Genomic DNA, 19,891 nt, shown 5'->3' on the forward strand with positions numbered 1-19,891 from the left:
AAAAAGTGAGTCGAACGAAAAGCATCATTTCACTTAAAAATATTATCTGGAAGCGAAATGGAAAGCTGTTATTGAATGGGGTTTCATGGGAGGTCCAAAAAGGGGAACATTGGGCACTTCTAGGTCTAAATGGATCAGGGAAAACATCTCTTTTAAAAATGATTACAGGTTATCAATGGCCGAATAGTGGTGAAGTGTCAGTTTTAGGAAATCTTTTTGGAAAAACGAATATTCCTGAACTGCGGAAATCCATCGGCTGGGTCAGTTCCTCATTAGATCAGGAATATCAGTCACGCCCAAATGATACAGCACTTGAAGTAGTTTTAAGCGGAAAATTTGCTTCAATTGGATTATATGAGGAAATTACAGAGGATGATGTAAAGAAAGCAAAAGCATTACTTGACCAATTCAGAATCAAATTTTTGTCTAACCAATTTATCCACACACTCTCTCAAGGTGAAAAAAGAAAAGTAATGATTGCAAGGGCCCTTATGTCTTCACCGCAATTATTAATCTTAGATGAGCCTTGCAATGGACTGGATATTTACTCTAAAGAAGAGCTGTTAGCATCTATTGAAGATATGACTGCTGCACCGAACGGCCCAACCATTTTATATGTTACACATCATATTGAAGAAATCGTACCATCTATAACCCATGCTCTGTTAATCAATTCGGGGAACGTTATGGATAAAGGAGAAAAAAGGGACGTATTAACCGAATCATTATTGGAAAAGACCTTTTGTGTCCCAGTCAAAGTAGAATGGGAGAATGAGCGTCCCTGGATCCGGATTAAATCCCTGTTATTTTCTGAGAAAAAATAAACCTAGTATGCTGAAGAGTAAAGTATAGCGTTCGTAATGGTAAAACTAAAAGGTGAATATAGACTCATTTCCATGGAGGCCAAATTAAATAACTTGATTTAGTGAGGCATAATAATAGTCGTTAGGACATCTTAATTTATCCCAATATGAAGAATGGTAGGTGTCTTTATAAGGGAGACGCAACCCTGTGTTACTCCATTAAATTGAGTTACAGATGTTACATTAAAAGCCATAAAAAAACGCATAATAACGCGGGTTAGTTAGCATGTGTTAACTTACGTTAAGCATGTTGCCATAAGAACTAAAAATGATGATTCAAAAAGGAAGGAAGATAATAATGGAACTTGAAAAATTAAAAAGTGATATCGAGCAATTAAAAAACAATCAAAATACAATCAAAATACAATAATCATTTGATCATGTAACCCCATTACTTTCCCTATTCTTGTTTGCCCTTCTTGTTGTTGCTGTACCATTTCTTGTTCAATTGAAAAAGCAACTTCTTGCGTTCAAGTTTCGGTTTTCCAGGAACCATTCGAACCATTTGGACTTTGTTTTTCTTGATTTTGATTTTGTGCTTTTAAATCTGCAGAATAACCACTTTTAGAACCATACGAAGTCTGTTCTGTGGATTGGTCCTGTCCTTTTGATCTAAAAGGCTTTGTGCCATTCCTGCAACTCCTGGAATACCACTTACACCCTTCAATGCGGCCATTTACCTTTTGATAATCCTTTCAGAGTATTTGCAGTACCCTTTGTTGCACCCGTTACGCCTTTTGCAACAGCATAACCACCGGCTATACGGCACCCCAGCTAGATTTCAGTACTGCATCAATACCAAATAACGGTTCAACGATATTGGGACCATCAATTACAGCAAGAGAGAAAGCAAATAATGCAATTAAATAGGCGACACCATCTAATTTATCGGTAATAAACTCTGTACCAATCAGATAGATTTTCATTGATAGGAAAATCATAATTGTCACTAGAAAAGTATTTGGGATACTTTGAAGGATTTGCTTTGTCTTTTGCCCTGAATGAATATCAGAAGGGGCTAAAATGATTGCTAATACGTAGTTGAATGTTAACTCAAAGAAAAGTTTTGCTAACTTAATAGTAATTGTCAGCATAGTGAATGCTGTAATAGCTAATGTTATGGCGATTGTCCCAAAGTTCCAATCCCAACGGTAATACTTCTCTTTAAACGCAGTGAACCAACCATTATCTAACTCAATTTCCTTTGGATTACCTAAATCGTCATACTCCAAACGATTAGAAAAAACCCCCAAGTCCTATTTCAGACATTTCTTTAGCTTCCCCTGCGGGATCAAAATCCTTATCAATCGCCTGTGTAATATTAATTTTCAAAAAAATTCGATCTTTTGGAACTCGGTTTGAATGGTTTAGCTCAGTTGTTTTCCAACCCGTTGCATCAAATTTTTATGACTTTTTAAGATTTAGGTCTGGATGACTGCTGAAAGTTATACCATTTGTAAAAAAGCCGTTTCATTCCTTTTCGATTAAAGAATTCTAAGTGATTTTTAATCAAACTTTTTTATAAAATGGATTCTTTTTTTGTTCCGTAGAATATGGGTTTATTGAACGTTTTTGATTAAACTTTATTTTAAAGCTACAATGAATTAACTTAAAGACTTTTTAAGGATGTGTAGAATGTGCCTGTAAGGATGGATATAGCAGGAATTCAAAAACTCGCTCAAGCAAAGGGGGGAGTCTGTTTATCTAAAAGATACATTAATAATAAGCAAAAGTTATTTTTTAAGTGTAGGGAAGGTCATATCTTTCAAAAACGTTTGAATGATTTAAAATCTTATGATAGCTGGTGTCCATTCTGTGCTAAGGTTAGAAAATTAACTCCTGAATATTTAGAACAGATACTTAAATCCTTGGAAGAAGAAGAAGTGAGTCTTTCGAAAAAATTACACAAAAGTACAACACATAATCGACTGTCGATTGAAGATATGCATAAACTTGCTCAACTAAACGCTGGTAAGTGTTTATCAGAAATTTATGTAAATATTATGACGGCTCTGGAGTGGGAGTGCCAAAAAGGGCACAGGTTTGAAGTAATACCCAACGATATTAAAAATTCTAATACATGGTGTCCATATTGTAGTAATAAAAAAGTATGTGATGATAACTGCTTAGCAACTGCTTATCCTGACATTGCGAAAGAATGGCATCCTAAATTAAATGGAGAGCTGACGCCTTATGAAGTAGTGTTTGGTTCATCGGAACGTGTATGGTGGCAATGCCAATTTGATAAAAGCCACACATGGCAAGCAAGAGTGGTAGATCGATTAAATCGAGGATGCCCAAAGTGTTGGAAAGGTCAAAAGACATCTTTTCCAGAACAGGCAATTCATTTTTACTTGAAACAAGTGATGGAAGACACTGAAAATAAGTTTTATCATGAAACTTTTAAAGATAAAAAGCAAGAAATAGACATCTATATTCCATCTGTTAAATTTGCTGTGGAGTATGATGGAAGACCTTTTCATGATAGAAACAGGCAACAGGAAAACGATGAACAGAAAAACTATGTTCTGAAAGAAGCGGGAGTCCAACTGATACGTGTACGTTCTGATGGATTACCATTTATACGATTACATGATGCATTATTGTTGACTCATTATTATTCGCAGGGTCGTTATTATTCATCGTTAGATAGAGTGATTCTTGAAATTTTTATTTCCTTGGGTTTGCATCTCAAAAAACTATGTCCATCTATATATGAAAAGAAGAAAGACTTAATTCAAAAAGCCATGCAATCTATTTCTTCGTTTAATGACAGATTAGAAATTTTGAGTCAGTACCGTACTAATAAAAAAGAAAAAAGTTTAAAAATATTATTTCCAGAGATTACAGCAGAATGGCACCTAACAAAGAATAGTGTAGTAAGTCCAGAACATATTTTTGCTAATTCTCATAAAGTTGTATGGTGGCAATGCGAGCAAGGGCATGAGTGGGAAGCACCAGTGAAACAACGAAAAAACGGAGGGGGAAAATGCCCGATTTGTAACTCTATTGTTACAACACACCCTGATATAGCTGCGCAATGGCATCAAAAGTTTAATAAAGCAAACATTCCATACGGTATTACATATGGATCAGATATTGAGGCTTGGTGGATTTGTTCATGTGGATATGAATGGAAAGAGGAAATATCTAAAAGAACAGGCAGAAAAGACAAAGGCTGTCCAGTTTGCCGAAGCAAAATCTTAAATCAATTATCTTCATTACAGGGTAAATATCCAGAGATTGCGGCAGAATGGCATCCAACATTAAATGGAGATGTAACACCGAATGATGTATTACCAAACTCCAAAGAATCTGTGTATTGGATGTGTCGAAACAATTCAGAGCACGTATGGAAAATGAATATTGCGTATCGAGTGAATGGAAAAACAACTTGTATATATTGTGCAGGTACAAGAACATACTTTGAAAATGGATTTGCTTCTCAATATCCTAAACTTATGGAAGAATGGTGTTATGAACAAAATAAGGGAATTAATCCGGATGATCCATTATTAAAACCTATGGGCAAAGTATGGTGGCGCTGTAAAAGGGAACAGAACCATATCTGGGATATGCCCGTTTGGTACCGTATTAGAGGAGAAGGCTGTCCTTATTGTGCCAAAAAAAGAGTGTTGCCAGAAGAGAGCTTTGCTGCCCTACATCCAACATTGCTCTCAGAACTACATTCAAAATTGAACGAGGAAGTAGACCCATGGCAGTTGACACCTAAATCAGGGAAAAAAGTGACATGGCAGTGCAAGAGGGATGAACGGCATATATGGGAAATAGGAATTAATAGACGTACTCATCATGGTGAGGGTTGCCCGTACTGCTCAAAGACACGAGTGTTACCAGAGGAAAGCTTTGCTGCATTATTCCCTGGTATGCTCGAAGAATGGCACCCTATCTTGAATGAAGGAATTAATCCCTGGAGTCTATCCTCTAAATCGGGGAAAAGAATAACTTGGCAATGTGTAAATAACGAAAGACATATCTGGGAAACTCTTGTGAGTTCCAGAACATCAGATTTAACCAAGTGTCCTTACTGTTCGGGAAAGCGTTTTTTGCCAGAAGAAAGCTTTGGTGGTCACTATCCATATTTAGGAAAGCAATGGCATCCTACCAAAAATAAAAGAGATCCTTACGGATATGCTCCTAATTCAAAAATGGTTGTTTGGTGGTTCTGTGAAGAATGTAATCATGAGTGGAAAGAGGAAATGGTAAAACGCACAACTACAAAAAAACAGAAACCTTGCTGTGGTAAATAATGAAATTTGTCCGGAATGCGGTAAGGTGTTTGAGCAAGGAACCTTGGGTGTAGCTTTTTGTAGACCTTGTGAATTAGAACGAAGAGATTAATATTTATTAATAAAATAGTTACCAGGTTTTATTCAATATAAAAATCTATATTTCAATTCACATTGATAAAAGTGGAGTAACAAAAGGGTAACGCAACCCTGTGTTACTCCTTGAATTGAGTTAAAGATGTTACATTAAAAGTCATAAAAAAACGCATAATAACGCGGGTTAGTTAGCATGTGTTAACTTACGTTAAGCATGTTACAAATTAGTGGAAATATGGGCGGCTGCCGTCAAGCGTATAATATATCGTGGCTGGCTCACTTGTTTCAATCTTAACATCAACCGGACCTGTGTATTTACCGTTTCCAGGTGTAGCTTTTGAGGAAGGCGGCTGATGGTCTTTTGCACTGTTGTAGGCTACTTTAATTAAGCCAATCAACCCATTGGCAAATTCCATTGCTTCTTCATGACCTTCTACAAAGGCTGGCTGGAATCCAACTGCCTGCCATCTTTTTGTATCCTTATTCCATAAATCTGCCCCTACTTCGAAGTTCCAGGCATAAATCCCCTTTTCATACCATAGGTAGTCCGCAGAGTTACCTGCAGCAGAGTATAGTACGTCAGGAATTGGACCTGTACGACTAGGTAGAATGACCGTTCCGCGGTGGTCCTGAATATCATTTAAGATGTTATCAGAAGCTGCCCAGTAAAACGCTTCTTCACCAGCTGATGGGCGTGGCAGTGTAGTACGTTTTGAATCGTAAGCACCAGGGGACCACATGAAGTAGCCGCCATAACTATGAATATTCATTGCAAACTTAATATTTGGGTTTTTGTCAGCAAGCCAGACAAGGTTTCTTCCTTCAGGCTCAGAGTTTTCAGCTGGTCCAGCGTAAGTATCTCCCGTGCAACTTGTACCTCCGCCAATATAGCCATCAAAAACGGAACCAACAGAATGGTTGCGGTTAAGGTCAACTCCCCAATTATTTCGGTACCCAGGATCAGAGGCAGTGGGGCCACAGTGATTGGTCATATTCTTACGCTGCATATTGTAATCATTTAAGCTGTAATTAGCACCATCAGGGTTTACTGAAGGTACAAGGAATATATCAAGATTATCAACAAGCTTTCTTGTCTCACTATCTTGATTATAGTTTCGCAGTAGTCTTTCCGCCGTTTCGATTGTTACGAGTGGGGTCACCCATTCACGGGCATGCTCCTGAGCATATCCAAGAACACCTGGTTTAGAACCGTCACGATGCTTGCCGATTCGGATCGCTTTTACTGTGAAAGGATCACGGGAAACGTCTGCCCCAGCTTTCAAGCCGTCAGTTAATATCGCAGCATTTGTAGTTGGTGCGACAACACCAGCACCAGTATTACCGCGGTATGTAGTCGCAGTGACAAGTTGGCTAGCATTCTCATTCAGTGCTTTAACCACTTGTGCGGCAGTACTTGTTGCCTTTCCTGACGAATCAGTAGCTAAATCTACTAAAATCTTGGTACCATCCACAGTCACTTTTAGTGGTGCATTATTGGTTCCCGGATTCTTGAATTCTACCGATACATCATTCCCGCCTTCATGTCCCCATGCTTTTGAGGAAACAACAACTGCGAGATTGGTCGTGCCGCCGATAGTTGCTTGGGCAAGACGTCTGTAACCATTTGTTTTATTTGGCATATCAATGATTTCTACCAAGTTCGGGAATTCTTTTGAAAGATTTTCGGCACGTTCATATAATTCATTTGGTGCCATATAGTGGTCAACAAAATCCGTAACATAATCTGTTTTTGGATGTTTCGGCTCTTTCCCTAACCATTCAGTAATGGTGCTCGTAGCTGTTCCTCCAAGATTACTTTCAATTTTAACAGATGAAGGAATGGCGCTAACTGGTAAAAGCAAATAGTGATAAAAATATTCACCGTAATCTACCAATCTAGAAAGTGTAGCAGATTTTTCCTCACCGTTCTCGGTCCAAGTTGCTTTAAGTGCTGTGCTAGCAGTCGCACCGGCGCTTGATTTTACTTCGAGATATAGGAAGGTGCCTGATTGATTGGTAAAATGGTTTGCCCTAAGGACTTTAAGTGTATCCTCGGAAGCTGCCAGACTGGCTTGCAGCTGGACAGTAGATTGCCGCTCTGCCACGCGTGTGCTCCATTGATTTTCGGTGATCAGGGTCTCTTTTACATTGATGCCAAAGGTCTTTAACATGGCAATTTCTGTTGGTGTGACAACGGCATCCACTTCATAGACTCCGTCGTGTGCTTCGATTCTGTGGGTAAGGTCAATTCCAAGCTCAAGAAGCTTGTCCTTTGCCTTATCATTTGGTACTACAAGTTGAACAATTGAGACCGTTTCTTTCTTAGGAATCGGCTGGTCAGGTTGTTCGACCGCTGCAACCGGAATACTTAGGCTTGTATAGAATGTAGAGAACCCTAGTCCGGTTATGGCAGTCATCACCACTAAATTCCTTTTCCATTTCTGCTTTTTCTGTTGTGTCAAAAACTGCACCCCCAAAATGCTAAAAATTTTAATACAAGCTTATTGTAAGTTGAATGTACTTAATATCTTGTCGTAAAATCAGAGGCAGTTAAAAATACAAAAATTTTATTGAGAAAATATAATACTTTATTTTAGAAGATTGAATTTTAGACTGTTTTTCCTATTTAAAAAGTACTGCGCCACTCGAAATCCAGTAATTTCAGGAGTACAAAATTACTGGATTTTATTCCATTATAATTCCTATAAACTGTATATTGGTAATCAACTGTTTTTATTGTTTAATATTGTTGTTGTTTGTTTAATTTTGTAAAAGGAAAGTTGTAATATATTTCATGTGAATTGCGGCTCTATTGTTAAAAACCATCAAATGCCTATCAACCTTTGTGCCAGTCCAACATTTAATAAAGAAACAAGAATTATTATGAATAGGAATGATGGGGAATGGCAAAAAGAAACCGAGGAAAATCAATCAGCTACTTGCCTTCAAATGGCAGAGGGAAATGCCCACTGTGTGAAAGAACAGGAGTAAAGCTTCTCTACCCGCACAAAACTGAAACATCCCAAACCATCAAAGTCTGCAAAAACTGCCGCCATAAATAAAAATCACATAGTAAAAAATCACATTCAGCAAATGACCGTAAAAATTGAAACCATGGAAATGGTGGCTATTACATGGTAAAAGTGCTACAAGCAAGTAACAACCGCACAGAAGCAGAATCTGCTATTAAAAAACCGAATATAGTCTATTACATGAGAATGCATGAGAATCTATTGAACTCTAGTAGATTGTCATATATTCTCTTTTTTAGTATTATCAAGCGATGGTGATCCAGAGAAAGATTGAAAGTTCACTGGAAGAGGAGGCGAACCAGGCATGGTCCAACTTGCCTGAGGATCAACGCCTTAAGCGGGTGTTTTTTTTAGAGGCTCTTTTCGTAAAGATTGTTGTTTTTAAAACGAAACTATTTAAGGTTGATTGGAGCGGAAGTGCGAGACTCCTGCGGGAGCAACGGGACAGGTGAGACCCCACAGGCGTTTACGCCGAGGAGGCTCACCGCCCGCACCAAGGAAAGCGAGCATCTGGAGGGGAAATCAACCACAACTCACTACCTGGTAAATAGCAACAAAGTATGTTAAAACAGCCTTTTTAGAAAAGACATCGATTTGGAAAAAGGACCAGTTTGTCCGTACTTATATCAATGAGCGTTTTGTGGAACGGTTGAAAAAGAAATGGAACTTGGTAAGTAAGTCAATTGAAGGACATGCTTTACATTAACATAATGAATGATAAAAATATTTACATTCTTTAATCCAATAGATCCACATAATATCAGTAATTACTTCAGTTTTCCAATCTTATTTCATGGTTTCAATCATAGAACTTTACCTAACAACAAAGTTGTATCAAAAAACCATCTAGCTGAAAAATGCCACAAAAGTCCTTGCAAACAAGTATACAAGGACTTTTATAAATTACATAAAAGAAATAGCACCACTAATAATAGCTAATACTGTTAAGATTAACGTTGTCAAGATGGCCCATTTGTATGCGAATTTCTGATATTCTCCAAGGTCTTTATCAACCATACCAACTAATAGAATGGTTGATGCAACAAGTGGACTCATTAAATGAGCGGGTTGTCCCAATATAGAAGCACGAGCAATTTCCAATGGGCTAATACCATAGGCTGATGCTGCTTCTGCAAGAATAGGGAGAACTCCAAAATAATAGGCATCATTCGATAAAACAAAAGTGAATGGCATACTTGTAATGCCAACAATGACAGGAAAAAACTGTCCTAATGAAGCAGGTATTATCGCAACCAGTCCATTAGCAATAGCATCAACCATTTTTGTACCGGAAAAGATTCCTGCAAATACTCCTGCCGCAAAAACTAATAGAACAACAATTAAAGCGTTTCCAGAATGTGCTAAGATACGTCTTTTTTGCATTTCCAGATTGGGGTAGTTAACCATTAAAGCTATAGCGAAACCGACCAAAAATAAAATGGGGGAAGGAACCAATCCCATAATAAGCATGACCATAATGCCTACCACAATTAATAAGTTAACCCACAAAAAACGAGGACGTTTAATGTCAATATGAGGAAATGTTTCAGTGGCTTCATTTTCAACAGTAGCAGCTATTTCATTTTTGAACTCTTCTATGTGTATTACACCAAGTCGTTTACGTTCTCTTTTCCCTAAAATAAATGCGACGAAAATAACCCAAAGAGCACCACCGATCATGGTAGGAATAAGTGGAACAAAAAATTCGGATGCATCAAGTCCCAATACTGCTATTGCTCGGGTAGCAGGGCCGCCCCAGGGGGTCATACCACTCATAACACTTAAAGCCAGCATGGCTACAGTGGCTAAAACCAATGGATTCATACCGATTCGTTTATAAAGTGGATACATAGCTGAAACAGTAATGATATACGTTGTTGTACCGTCTCCATCTAGGGCCACAAGTAATGCAAGAATTGTGGTACCCATCGAAATTTTGACAGGATCTCCCTTGACAACTTCTAATAACTTTTTGATAAGTGGGTCAAATAAGCCCGTATCTATCATAATGCCAAAAAACAATATGGCGAATAATAATAGAGCTGCAGAAGGAGCGACTAGCTTAATGCCTTCCATCATCATAGTGCCAATTTTGCTTCCAAAACCACCAACTACAGCAAAAACGATCGGAACTAAAGTTAAAGCAACAATGGGTGATAAACGTTTGGACATAATTAAATAGGTAAAAACGGTAACCATGGAGATGCCTAAAATTGTAAGAAACATTAATAAATCCCCTCCCAAATTTTGAATGCGCTTTCAATTGATCTCTGGATGACTAAGAATTAATTTCGTGACTCTTCATAAAAAATTAACTGGTAGATTAATAAGTTTTACATTATGCTTATGCGCTTTTCTTAATTAAAGGTAATACAGGGAGAACAATAAGTTAAATACATATTTTTTTTGTGTTGGTATCAAAATAATTTATTCTTAAAAAAAAGATTGGAGGGAGGAGAGCAAAGAAAGCCAAAGGATAAGTGATACAATAAAGAAATTTTTAAAAATTTAATGCTATTTTTAGTATTTAAAAAGAAGGTCATCATCTTAATATTGTGAATGATGACCTTCTTTTCTTTATAAATCAGACTTTTTCAGTGTCCTTGAGCAAAGCTCTCTCCTTTTTTAATTAACATTTAGTTTTAACGTTACTGTTCTTGTCTTTTTTTCTTAAACTTAATTTTAATACCAATCTTAGTAATGGAGGCACTGCGGCATAAATAAAAGCCATCCGAAATAGTTGATAGCTGGTAACAGTAGATACATCAGCATTTACTTCTTGTGCAATGATTCCCATTTGATCCATTCCACCAGGGGCTAAACTTAAAAAACCCGTAATAGTCGATAAATCATAATAATGGGTCAGTAGAAAACTAAAAAACATTGTTGCGCAGATCAAAATCAGTCCGTTCATCAAAGCAAATAATAAGGTTTTTCTTTTGTTGTCAAGTTGTTCCGGTTTTAATAGTAAACCGATATAACCGCCAACCATAAATTGAGATATATCAAGAAGTGAAGGAGGAAGTGGTGGTCCCTGCAAACCTAAAAGACCTATTGCAGCAGTAACAATTACTGGTCCTAAAAAGTAAGGAGCTGGTAATTTGAATATTTTACCTATTCTTGCTGCGAGAAAACAAATAAGCGCGAACAGAAAGATCAGAGGAAATAAATCACTCCACTCTGGAATAACGTTATCCATTATATTAGAGGAATCATTGGTACGATTCGCTGCAAAAATGGGACTGAAAATTAAAAGGGGAACTAAGAAAACAACCATTATCACTCTTGTAACATGGAAAAAGGTTACGGTCGTAATATCAATACCTTTCATTTCTTCTGCAAACACAACAATTTGTGACAAACCTCCAGGTATACTACTTGTTAAGGAGGTAGGATAGTCAATGCCGGAATATTTTGACATAACAAAAGCTGTACATACACACACAAGGACAATTAAGGTTGTAAGGATCAACATTGAGGGAAGGTGACTAATCATGTCAGACAGTGAGCTCTTGGTAAAAGAGATGCCAATTGAATAACCTACAATAATTAATCCAGTATTTCTCATCGAGACGGGCCAAATTAATTTAACGTTTTTGAAACGTGATGCAATTAATAGGGCTGCCATTGGCCCTAGAAGCCAGGGGATTGGCAACCTGATAAGAGAGAAAAGACTGCCTCCAATAAAAGCAGTTAGAAGTGCAGCTGAAAATTGGATTGTCTTGCTTGCATCATTTAAATCCCACTTTTTCATGTTAATTCTCTTCCTTTGTACTAGTTTTATTTCGATTCGTCTTATTTCTATTGTTTAGAATCATTAAGAAAATCAATAAATGCTTTTACTTGTGCCAAATCCATAGTCACATCTCGGTAAAAAACCCAAGTTTCTCTAAGCAAAAAGCTATTATCGCTTAATACAATGGGGAAAGTATACAGTGGTTCATCATCTTTAATACAGATTTCTGGTAAAATGGCATATCCTAAACCATTAAGAACCAGTTCCTTACATGTTTCAATCCGATCTACCTCCATTGAAATCTTAGGTGGTACCGCAAATGTTTCCTGCCACCAGTTTTCAATAGTATTTCTTAACGATTGGTCTGTCTGATAATTAACTCTAGGAAGAAAAGGAAGTTCTTTTAATTCAATTTTTTTACTGGAGGCAATACAAATCTTTTCTTCTTGAAACAACACTTTATTTTCCTGCCATTTGTAAGGACCTCTAACGATCCCGAGGTGTGCTTCTTCTTTTTGAAGCATCTGATGAATTTGAGAACTCCATCCAGTTTTCAAACTGATTTCAACCTCTGGATATAGGGTTAGAAATTCTTTTAATAATACTGGTAGTTTATATCGGGCAAACAAGCCAGATACACCCAAGCGTAAAGTTCCTTTTACTTTTTTATCCAAATTTGAGATGTGTTCTTTTGCAGCGCCTAATTGCTTACGCATATTTTTCGAATATTGTACGAGGTATTCCCCTTCAACTGTAAACTCGACACCTCTTTTGCCTCTAGAGATTAAATTTGTTTTGAACTCTTTTTCCAGCTGTTTTATACGATAGGATAAAGCTGGCTGAGAAATAAATAGTCGTTGTGCCGCCTTGGTTATATTTCTTTCTTCGTAAAGAGTAATTAATATAAGCCAGTCTTTTTCATCCATAAAATTTTTCTCCTTTAACCATAAAAAATATTTATGGGTAATTATAAATAATGATAATTTATTTGATTTCTAAAAGTATAATACAACTATTGAAAAAAGAAATCTATCTTTTTATGTAAACCAATAGACTCACTATATTTTTGCCTTTCCAGCATTCCTTCATAAATTTTTTCTATGGCAATGAATAAAAAAACAATATTATTTTTATTTATTATAATCACTTATTATTTACATGAAGCGTTATCACTACTTATCAGGAGGGGTAAAGATGTCAAATACACGAAATTATGATGTAGTTGTAGTAGGGGCAGGAAATGCAGCATTATGTGCCGCAATCTCAGCAAAAGAGGGAGGTGCTAGAGTTCTTGTATTAGAACGAGGACCATTGGAAAAGCGTGGAGGGAACTCTTTCTTCACGGATGGAGCCATTCGTGTGGCATACAATAATTTAGACGCAATCAGAAAAGTAATACCTGAATTAACAGATGAAGAATCCGATTTAATTGTAATGCCTGAATACACGGAATCCGACTATTACAATGATTTAATGCGAGTAACAGGCGGACAAAGTAATCCCGAATTAGCAAAACAGCTGGTTACTAAATCGTATGAAACAATTGCGTGGATGCGTGATCAGGGAATAAAATTTGAATTGAATTATGAAAATCAATCTTTCGTACAAGCTGGCAAGCGCAATTTCTGGGGAGGACTGCCTATCAAAACGGAAGATAAAGGCGTGGGCTTAATGAGACAGCTCTTTGCGCGGACAGAAGAAATTGGCATTGACGTTTGGTACGATTCACGTGCTGTGGAGCTCGTATCAAAGAATAACACAATATCCGGTGTCGTTGTTGAGAAGGATCAAACAATGGTAACAGTTCAGACATCCGGTGTGATTTTGGCTTGTGGCGGCTTTGAAGCCAATAAGAAAATGAGATGTGAAAATATTGGTGAAGAATGGGAAGCTGCAATTGTTCGTGGAACCGAGTTCAACACAGGAGACGGCATTTCCATGGCTATGGCAGTAGGGGCTCAAAAATTTGGGCAGTGGTCTGGATGTCATTCGATTGGGACAGATTATAACGCGCCAAAAGTAGGAGATTTCACAAAGCCGGGAGATATTTTTAAAAAGCATTCTTATCCGTACAGCGTCATGCTTAATAATGAAGGAAAACGTTTTGTTGATGAAGGAGCAGATTTGCGAAATTACACCTATGCCAAATACGGCCGTGAGGTATTAAAACAGCCTGGACATGTGGCATATCAAATTTATGATGCACAGGTACGCCCGATGCTGCGTAAAGAATATGACCTTGAAGAAGCGACTATTTATAAAGCAGATACACTTGGAGAGTTGGCTAGTTTACTGCCGGTCAATCAAACACAATTCCTTAAAACGATCGAAGAATACAACAGTGCCGTACAAGATGGCGAGTATAGACCCGCAGAGAAAGATGGCAAAGGAACGAAAGGAATTACCCCTCCTAAATCCAACTGGGCACTTCGAATTGAGCAAGGGCCATTCTATGCTTTCCCTGTAACGTGCGGAATTACGTTCTCGTTCGGCGGTTTGCATGTAGATGTTACGGGACATGTGTTAAACAAAGAAGAACAACCGATAAATGGTCTCTTTGCGGCTGGTGAAATGATTGGGGGGATTTTTTATGAAAACTATCCTGGTGGATCCGGGTTAATGTCTGGAGCAGTCTTTGGAAAATTAGCTGGTTCATCCGCAGCCCACTATATTCAAGAAAAGGTTGAAGCGGTCAATAATCATTGAGTCCTTTCCTTGCATAGTTAATTAGATAAGAATTTGTCCAAAAAATCTAGGGATACATTAAATAGAAGAATGAAAAACAGCCAAGGCTTAAAAAAGTTCTTGGCTGTTTGGTACTTCAAATATTAAAAGTCTTTATGCATTGACTAAAACTCATATCATATAGGGATATGAGTTTTAGAGTATAGCTTTAAGCGTCCTGATGGCCAGACAATATGATTTTTCTTCTATTATAGCTATTCAATTTTAGCACCAGCTGAATGGATCAGCTGGGCACTATCGCGCATGAAGTCAGCGCTGACTTATCAACAGTTACCAGATATCAACTATTTTGTATGATATATATTTATATAGCTGTTCTTCCTATGCTCCGATTGATGCAAAAATTGAGCCTGTGAAAAAGGATACCATTCAATAAATAATGGGTTGGTTTGTGGGTGTTTTTCCCTATATCAAGGATGATAGATAACAATTTGTTTTCTTTTTGGTTAAATACTCCAGTAACCATGAAAATCGGGATTCAGTATATCCTAACTTGTATAAGGGTGAGCGCTCCCCCCCGGAAAATTTTCATCTATTCTCAATCCTATTTTATAATTGAATTTTGTAGGCATCGGTTAGTTGGAGATACATTATAGTCTGGGCTCTATTGAAAACTCACTTATACAAAACAAGGATCATTGAAGTAAACTATTTCGGAAAGAATTTTAGTGCCTTTCATATTTTTGAATAGTTCTTTCGCTTCTTTTTCTGTGTCAAATTCAAAAATTTTAATATTTCCTTTTAAAAAGACAGTGATGACCCACATTGAAAAGCCTCCAAGTGTTAGATAATTTTTTTGCTGTAATTTGCAAATCAATTCAAATCAAGCTAATTGATAGGAAAGCTCGTAATTTTTTTTCGTGTACACGTATCCCTCTAAAATGATTCTCGCTGTGCGTACCACCTTAATAGCGCGTATGTGTCCTGCCAAAAAATCAACTTTTGTTTCCATGATCCCTGCCGGGTGGGCTAATCGAAAAATTTCCTGTTTAACGTTCACCATCTCAGATAAAATCGTTTCCTGTAAGTAAGCTCCTGCAGTTGCACAGATGGCTCCTGTAATAGCAAGCGCTTGATGGGGCTTTTGCATCGACATCATTCTGATCATCAAATCCATCTCTGACGCTTTTCTTTCCGATCCGTTTAGGTCGACGTAATCCATAGGAGGAGCAATTAGGGTCATTTTAGGCACAGCAGGAGATTTGACAGTTGCTGATTTCTTATCGGAAAATTGACACATTTCAGCTGCAATCGACCGGATTTCTTCTAGTTCATTTAATTTTTCCTGTGAATAATCAGTGGGCAATTCGCTTCCGTTTAGACCAATATCCTGTGCCCTTACAAAAACAAGTGGATTGGCAACATCAATGATTGAAACTTGAATCAGTCGATCCTTCGTTTTAATCATGTCAATTGGATTTCCTGTAGGGAAAAGTTTTCCTGTAACTGCTCCTTCAGCACGAGTAAAAGAAAGATAAATAGGTGATCCTTTACCAGGCACGCCTGGAATTGAGCAGCTGCCTTCTTTTTTCACTTGTCCATTTTCAACCTCTACTTCTGCAATTATCAATTTCTGTGTATTCACGTTAAAAATTCTCACCGTTGTAACAGGTTCTTGTATAGGGACTAATCCTTGCTCAATTGCGTAAGGTCCTACAGCAGATGAAATATTCCCACAATTTCCTTTAAAATCAACCATTTGATTATCGATACTGATTTGCGCAAATGTATATTCCACATCGAATTCCGGTGATTCTGATTTTTTGATGATCGCTGCTTTACTTGTCAATGAATTCGCTCCTCCAAGACCATCAATCTGTCTCCGATCCGGACTGCCCATCACGTCAAGTAAGAAATCTTCCCAGAGTGAGCGATTCGAAGGCATATGTTCAAAGTTAAGGAACACACCTTTACTTGTCCCGCCGCGCATTACAACTACAGGTACTTTCATTGTATAACCACCTTTTCTCAAATCAATATTTATAGCACTACCGGTTCCTTTGAAAATATAGTATGATATGTTCATTCATAAGTAAAATACATATTTTTTTTAAAAAAATGATAAAAAAACTTATAATCCAAAAGCGGGAGATGGTTAAGTGGACGAAAAAGATTGGATTGCGATAAGGGTACTATATGAAGAAAAAAACATTAGCCGTGCCGCAGAGCGTTTATATATATCGCAGCCGGCGCTAACGTATCGGCTTAAAAATTTAGAAAAAGAATTTAGCACAAACCTATTTTTCAAAATAAAAGGAGGCATTGAGTTCACTTCAGAAGGGATACATTTGGCGGGCTATGCGGAAGAAATGGTGAAAAAGTTGCAAAAAACGAAAGATTATATGCTGAATATGAAAAATGAGGTAAGAGGAACGTTAAGGCTTGGCGTTTCCAGCAACTTTGCCCAATATAAACTACCAGAAATATTGAAAAAGTTTTCAACACAATATCCTCATGTACAATTTAATGTGAATACAGGGTGGAGTACTGAAATCATGCATCTTCTGGATTCCTCTAGTGTTCAATTAGGCATACTGCGTGGAAATTATGAATGGTATGGAATCAAATCATTACTGCATAAAGAAAGACTTTGTTTAATTTCTAAGAAAGAGGTAGACTTGGATAATTTGCCGGAACTTCCATTCATAAATTATAAGACCGACAGTTCTTTAAAAAACTTAATAAATGGCTGGTGGCATGATAGATTTCCAGAGCCACCATTTGTAACTATGGAAACGGATCGGCAGGAGACGTGCAAAGAGATGGTCAAAAATGATCTTGGTGTTTCCATTCTGCCGGAAATATGCCTGCAGCCTTCAGATAATTTGCATACATACGGGTTATCCTACAAAAATGGGAAGCCGGTATTAAGAAATACATGGTTAATGTATAACCAGGATTCATTAAAACTCTCTACTGTGAAAAACTTTATTGATTTCTTGAATAAAAATTCCAATCTTTAACGAAAAAGCACTATGAAAGTATTGAAAATTTCATAGTGCTTTTTTGGATTTATTAATTTAATATAAAATGGATTATAAGTTTTTTTTTCGAAAAAGTAAAAAAAATATGTATTTCACTTATTTGATGATATGAACTATTCTAAAAATAGAAAATAAAGCAACAGGGAATCAGAAGATATGCAATATTTTTTAGTTATTCAAACTTCTCATCTGGTTTGTAAGCGGTTTCTTTAATAGGAGGGATTCATATTCTTACGTTACTTGGAATTTCAATGGTCGTTGTCTTTACTTATTTAATCATGTCTAAACGGTTATCACCTGTTAATTCTCTTGTAGTCATTCCAATTATCTTTGCATTAATTGGCGGATTTGGTCCAGAGCTCGGAGATATGATGCTCGATGGAATAAAGGTTGTCGCACCTTCAGCCGCTTTGCTATTGTTCGCTATTTTGTTTTTCGGAGTTCTGATTGACGCTGGATTATTTGATCCACTCATTAAAACCATGTTAAAAATCGTAAAAGGGGATCCGGTAAAAATAGCGATAGGTACAGCAGTAATCGCAATGACCGTTGCCTTAGATGGTGATGGTACCACGACTCATATGATTACGATTTCCGCTATGCTGCCTCTTTACTTACGCCTTGGTATGAATCCACTTATTCTTGCCACTATTTCTATGCTGGCTGTAAGTATTATGAGTGGTATGACTCCTTGGGGAGGACCTGCAACAAGAGCAATAGCATCTTTAGGTCTCGATGCAAATGAATTCTTTGTTCCGATTATCCCAACACTATTCGCAGGTATTGCAGCTATTCTTTTTACCGCTTACGTACTTGGGAAAAAAGAGCGTAAAAGGCTTGGTGTTGTTCATATCAAAGCTGCACCTGAAATGAAAGGGGCTCTAGCTGAAGCAGCGGTAGCTTCCGCCATACAAGACGATTTAAAGCGCCCTAAATTAATATGGGTCAATCTTTTGTTGACGCTCACGGTTATGGTCATTCTTGTAATGGGCTTAGTGCCGGTACCTGTGTTGTTTCTAATCGGTTTTGTGCTTGCTTCAATCATTAATTACCCTAATCTAGAACAGCAAAAAGAGCGAATCGTGTCACATGCAGGAAATGCTATTACCGTCGTCACACTAGTATTTGCGGCTGGTATTTTCACTGGGATCTTTTCCGGAACGAAAATGGTAGATGCCATTGCAAATTCATTAGTGGCCATCATTCCGGATTCTTTAGGCTCTTTTTTACCGATGGTCGTTGCGTTCACCAGCATGCCATTTACGTTCGTTTTATCCAATGATGCTTACTACTTTGGTGTTTTGCCAATTCTTGCAGAAGCAGGAGAAGCTTATGGAGTGAGTCCTTTAGAAATTGCCAGAGCTTCCGTATTGGGCCAGCCTGTACATTTCTTAAGTCCACTCGTGGCATCGACTCTTTTACTGGTAGGGATGGTAAAAACGGATATCGGGGAACTACAGCGGTATGCATTTAAATGGGCTCTAATTTGTTCATTAGTCCTTATCATTGTTGCTATCTTGACAGGGGCTATTATTTAAGTACAATGTTATCTAATAAATTCTTCGAACTTAAACAAAGTAGGGCTGTGCCAAAACCAATTATTATTAGTGGTTTTGGCACAGCCCATTCTTTTATTTAATTCCAGAAGTCTCGCCGCTAGCTTGAGTAATTATTTTTACGATTGTTTTCGCAAGGTTCATAACCGTGTATAGACGAGTATCATTTAAAAATTGCATCGTTGGCAGCGGATCTATATAATTGACCATTCCTGTAATATGATAATCTCCAACTTCCGGCAATACTTTTTTTAAAGCTTTCCCAGGGACAAGAGGTCCATCCTTCAAAAAAACATAACCGACCTGGTTTTGATTCCCTAAACAAGCATCCACACTAAAAATAAGAGGCTTTTTGAATTGTTTTTTAATTTTTTTCAATGTGTCTTTTAAATTAAATGCATGAACAGGATTTTCCAAAGTACCGTAAACACGATAAGGCACCGTATGTTCTTTAAGCATTGTCCCGACTAAAGGGCCTAATGAATCCCCAACTGATCGGTCTGAACCAATGCACAGAAAGATTACATCTTCATTTTGACATCCAGAAGATTGAATAATCTCTTTGACTTTTAATGCTAAGCAGTTTATATCTTCGCCTTTTGTTTCCACAGAACAAATTGCTCCTCTTC

The 19,891-nt window shown here is 37.4% G+C and carries 13 protein-coding genes; 5 read left to right on the forward strand and 8 right to left on the reverse strand.

The genetic code is table 11. From position 1 onward, the window contains the following. The first annotated feature begins 5 nt into the window (after positions 1–5). A complete protein-coding gene (locus ACJ9PY_RS09465) occupies positions 6–824 on the forward strand; it encodes an ABC transporter ATP-binding protein (RefSeq protein ID WP_411739872.1) in 819 nt (272 codons plus the stop codon). A gap of 797 nt (positions 825–1,621) precedes the next feature. Here ACJ9PY_RS09465 and ACJ9PY_RS09470 read toward each other — a convergent pair. Next, positions 1,622–2,116 carry a pLS20_p028 family conjugation system transmembrane protein gene (locus ACJ9PY_RS09470; protein WP_411739873.1) on the reverse strand — a complete coding sequence of 165 codons (495 nt, stop codon included), beginning with the start codon at positions 2,114–2,116 and terminating at the stop codon, positions 1,622–1,624. A gap of 384 nt (positions 2,117–2,500) precedes the next feature. Between ACJ9PY_RS09470 and ACJ9PY_RS09475 the strand changes: the two genes are divergently transcribed. Further along, positions 2,501–5,134 (forward strand): zinc-ribbon domain-containing protein, encoded by a 2,634-nt coding sequence (locus tag ACJ9PY_RS09475; RefSeq protein ID WP_411739874.1) that lies wholly within the window; start codon positions 2,501–2,503, stop codon positions 5,132–5,134. A 299-nt stretch (positions 5,135–5,433) separates the two neighbouring features. Here ACJ9PY_RS09475 and ACJ9PY_RS09480 read toward each other — a convergent pair whose 3' ends face one another. The 4 genes from ACJ9PY_RS09480 to ACJ9PY_RS09495 form a co-directional block, all read right to left on the reverse strand. Then, on the reverse strand, positions 5,434–7,671 hold the full coding sequence (locus ACJ9PY_RS09480; RefSeq protein ID WP_411739875.1) for a M14 family metallopeptidase: 2,238 nt from the start codon (positions 7,669–7,671) through the stop codon (positions 5,434–5,436). Positions 7,672–9,144: 1,473 nt separating this feature from the next. Then, positions 9,145–10,467 (reverse strand): citrate:proton symporter, encoded by a 1,323-nt coding sequence (locus ACJ9PY_RS09485; protein ID WP_328132037.1) that lies wholly within the window; start codon positions 10,465–10,467, stop codon positions 9,145–9,147. A 403-nt stretch (positions 10,468–10,870) separates the two neighbouring features. Beyond that, positions 10,871–11,995, reverse strand: coding sequence for an AbrB family transcriptional regulator (locus ACJ9PY_RS09490; RefSeq protein ID WP_098936060.1), 1,125 nt, complete (start codon positions 11,993–11,995; stop codon positions 10,871–10,873). Between the two features lie 47 nt (positions 11,996–12,042). Beyond that, on the reverse strand, positions 12,043–12,903 hold the full coding sequence (locus ACJ9PY_RS09495; RefSeq protein WP_063576696.1) for a LysR family transcriptional regulator: 861 nt from the start codon (positions 12,901–12,903) through the stop codon (positions 12,043–12,045). Positions 12,904–13,171: 268 nt separating this feature from the next. Here ACJ9PY_RS09495 and tcuA point away from each other — a divergent pair, with 268 nt between their 5' ends. After that, positions 13,172–14,683, forward strand: a complete 1,512-nt coding sequence (tcuA, locus tag ACJ9PY_RS09500; protein ID WP_411739876.1) for an FAD-dependent tricarballylate dehydrogenase TcuA — start codon at positions 13,172–13,174, stop codon at positions 14,681–14,683. 658 nt (positions 14,684–15,341) lie between these two features. Here tcuA and ACJ9PY_RS09505 read toward each other — a convergent pair. Beyond that, positions 15,342–15,488: a hypothetical protein gene (locus ACJ9PY_RS09505; RefSeq protein ID WP_164468794.1), complete on the reverse strand. Its 147-nt coding sequence runs from the start codon at positions 15,486–15,488 to the stop codon at positions 15,342–15,344. Between the two features lie 57 nt (positions 15,489–15,545). After that, positions 15,546–16,673: a 2-methylaconitate cis-trans isomerase PrpF family protein gene (locus ACJ9PY_RS09510; protein ID WP_411739877.1), complete on the reverse strand. Its 1,128-nt coding sequence runs from the start codon at positions 16,671–16,673 to the stop codon at positions 15,546–15,548. A 148-nt stretch (positions 16,674–16,821) separates the two neighbouring features. Between ACJ9PY_RS09510 and ACJ9PY_RS09515 the strand changes: the two genes are divergently transcribed. Both ACJ9PY_RS09515 and ACJ9PY_RS09520 read left to right on the forward strand, forming a co-directional pair. After that, positions 16,822–17,685 carry a LysR family transcriptional regulator gene (locus ACJ9PY_RS09515; protein WP_034313052.1) on the forward strand — a complete coding sequence of 288 codons (864 nt, stop codon included), beginning with the start codon at positions 16,822–16,824 and terminating at the stop codon, positions 17,683–17,685. A 248-nt stretch (positions 17,686–17,933) separates the two neighbouring features. Further along, complete coding sequence (locus ACJ9PY_RS09520; RefSeq protein WP_095680033.1) at positions 17,934–19,244, forward strand: CitMHS family transporter; 1,311 nt, start codon at positions 17,934–17,936, stop codon at positions 19,242–19,244. Positions 19,245–19,337: 93 nt separating this feature from the next. Here ACJ9PY_RS09520 and yyaC read toward each other — a convergent pair whose 3' ends face one another. Next, positions 19,338–19,871, reverse strand: coding sequence for a spore protease YyaC (gene yyaC, locus ACJ9PY_RS09525; RefSeq protein ID WP_098864185.1), 534 nt, complete (start codon positions 19,869–19,871; stop codon positions 19,338–19,340). Positions 19,872–19,891: the final 20 nt, after the last annotated feature.

This window comes from Peribacillus sp. S4 (genome assembly GCF_046715815.1).
Taxonomy (GTDB): domain Bacteria; phylum Bacillota; class Bacilli; order Bacillales; family DSM-1321; genus Peribacillus; species Peribacillus frigoritolerans.